Raw genomic sequence first — 1,450 nt, forward strand, 5'->3', positions numbered from 1 at the left:
CGCGATCGAACACGATGCGAAATCATGATCGACTACGGTGCGAACTGGCGATCGATCACCGTGCGAATATGCAGTCATGGAGAAAAGCCTGACACGCCTACCGGTCAACTGACCTGCAAAGGGTTTAATCGTGCTCTGACACTGCCATCAGTACTACTGCCACGCTTTGGAATGCCTGATGCGATTTATGCTTCCGCACCAAAAGAAAACAAAACCGGCAGTTCACTGCGTCCGCTGACCACCATTCTCCCCACGGCTATCCGGGCAGAGCGGCCGGTTATTCTGAAATACCACGCCACGCAAACGGACGGACTGGTCGACGATCTTCTGTCGGCCAGCGGTCAGAACAAACGGGTATTCGTTTCCTGGGAGCATAAAAACCTGGTAGTGGCCGCGAAGGCACTGGTAAAACGCACCGGAGGCTCTCCAGAACAAATCCCGCAATGGAAAGGCGATGATTTTGACAGCCTGTACGTTATACGGCTGAGTGATGAGGGGAAATTTGTGTCATTCAAAAAGGAAAACGAAGGACTAAACGATGTGAGCGAGCGCTGTCAGAACTAAAAATACCGGGATCCGCCAGGTCCCTACTCATCATGGCGCGAACAACAGCTTTGTGGTCGTCCTGTCAATCGCACCTGACGGCTTACCATCGGCACCAAAGTAACGGTCCTTACGACACACCTTTTCTTTCGTGTCACAGTAAACCCCGTTCGCAAACGTAAACGCCGAGCGATCAAATTCCCCCTGCGCGGCCAGCTGCTGACCTTTTTTCGCGCCCAGGTATTTCGCGGTCAGCGTGTCAGAAATCCCCGTCGCATCAGCGCAAACGTACGCATCACAGACCACACCAGCGGCAGGGTTTGTGAGCTTATTGTGCTCTGCCGCCTCAGCCAGACTGCAGGCGCTACCGATGATAAGGCATAATCCCAACATAAACGCCTTTTGCATATGCATTTCCCTCATGTAAAAGCATGTCCCGGCTCTGGCAACGGCAGACTGCGGGTGTCAAGTATTTGCACCACCTGGTATGGTGCACAACGATACCGTTCTCACCGCACTCCTGCCGCAACCTCATAACAGTCTGCAGCCATCGTTATTCTCGCTTCAGTCGCGGCGAATTACACAGCCACAGCGTCATGACCATCACCAGTATCGCACCAGTATAGAGCAGCACATCATGTGAGGACGGATGCTCAACAATAATCAGCCTGACAATAGCGGTAATACCGATATAGATGATGTACCGCAGCGGGAAGTGGTACCCCGCCTGAAAGTACTTCACGATGAGCGCGATAAACTCAAAGTACAGAAAGTACACCATCAGCCCGTCCACCAGGCTGTATTTGCTGTTATCCGCGTCAGGCTGAAACAACACCTCCGCCAGATGCAACGTTTCCTTTGCGAGGAACACAACCAGTATCAGTCCCAGCAACAACAGCGCGGCATT

General features: G+C 52.7%; 3 protein-coding genes. 1 reads left to right on the forward strand and 2 read right to left on the reverse strand.

The window, feature by feature from the left end:
* The first annotated feature begins 24 nt into the window (after nucleotides 1-24).
* Nucleotides 25-564, forward strand: a complete 540-nt coding sequence (locus DEO48_RS25650) for a histidine phosphatase family protein (protein ID WP_109846676.1) — start codon at nucleotides 25-27, stop codon at nucleotides 562-564.
* Between the two features lie 30 nt (nucleotides 565-594).
* On the opposite strand, the gene DEO48_RS25655 is transcribed toward DEO48_RS25650, so the two are convergent.
* Together DEO48_RS25655 and psiE are read right to left on the reverse strand one after the other, a co-directional pair.
* Nucleotides 595-957 carry a YcgJ family protein gene (locus tag DEO48_RS25655; RefSeq protein ID WP_109846677.1) on the reverse strand — a complete coding sequence of 121 codons (363 nt, stop codon included), beginning with the start codon at nucleotides 955-957 and terminating at the stop codon, nucleotides 595-597.
* Nucleotides 958-1,096: 139 nt separating this feature from the next.
* A partial coding sequence (gene psiE, locus DEO48_RS25660; RefSeq protein ID WP_109846678.1) for a phosphate-starvation-inducible protein PsiE occupies nucleotides 1,097-1,450 on the reverse strand: 354 nt, incomplete at its 5' end.

Source organism: Enterobacter sp. CGMCC 5087 (assembly GCF_003144775.1).
Lineage (GTDB): Bacteria > Pseudomonadota > Gammaproteobacteria > Enterobacterales > Enterobacteriaceae > Enterobacter > Enterobacter cloacae_M.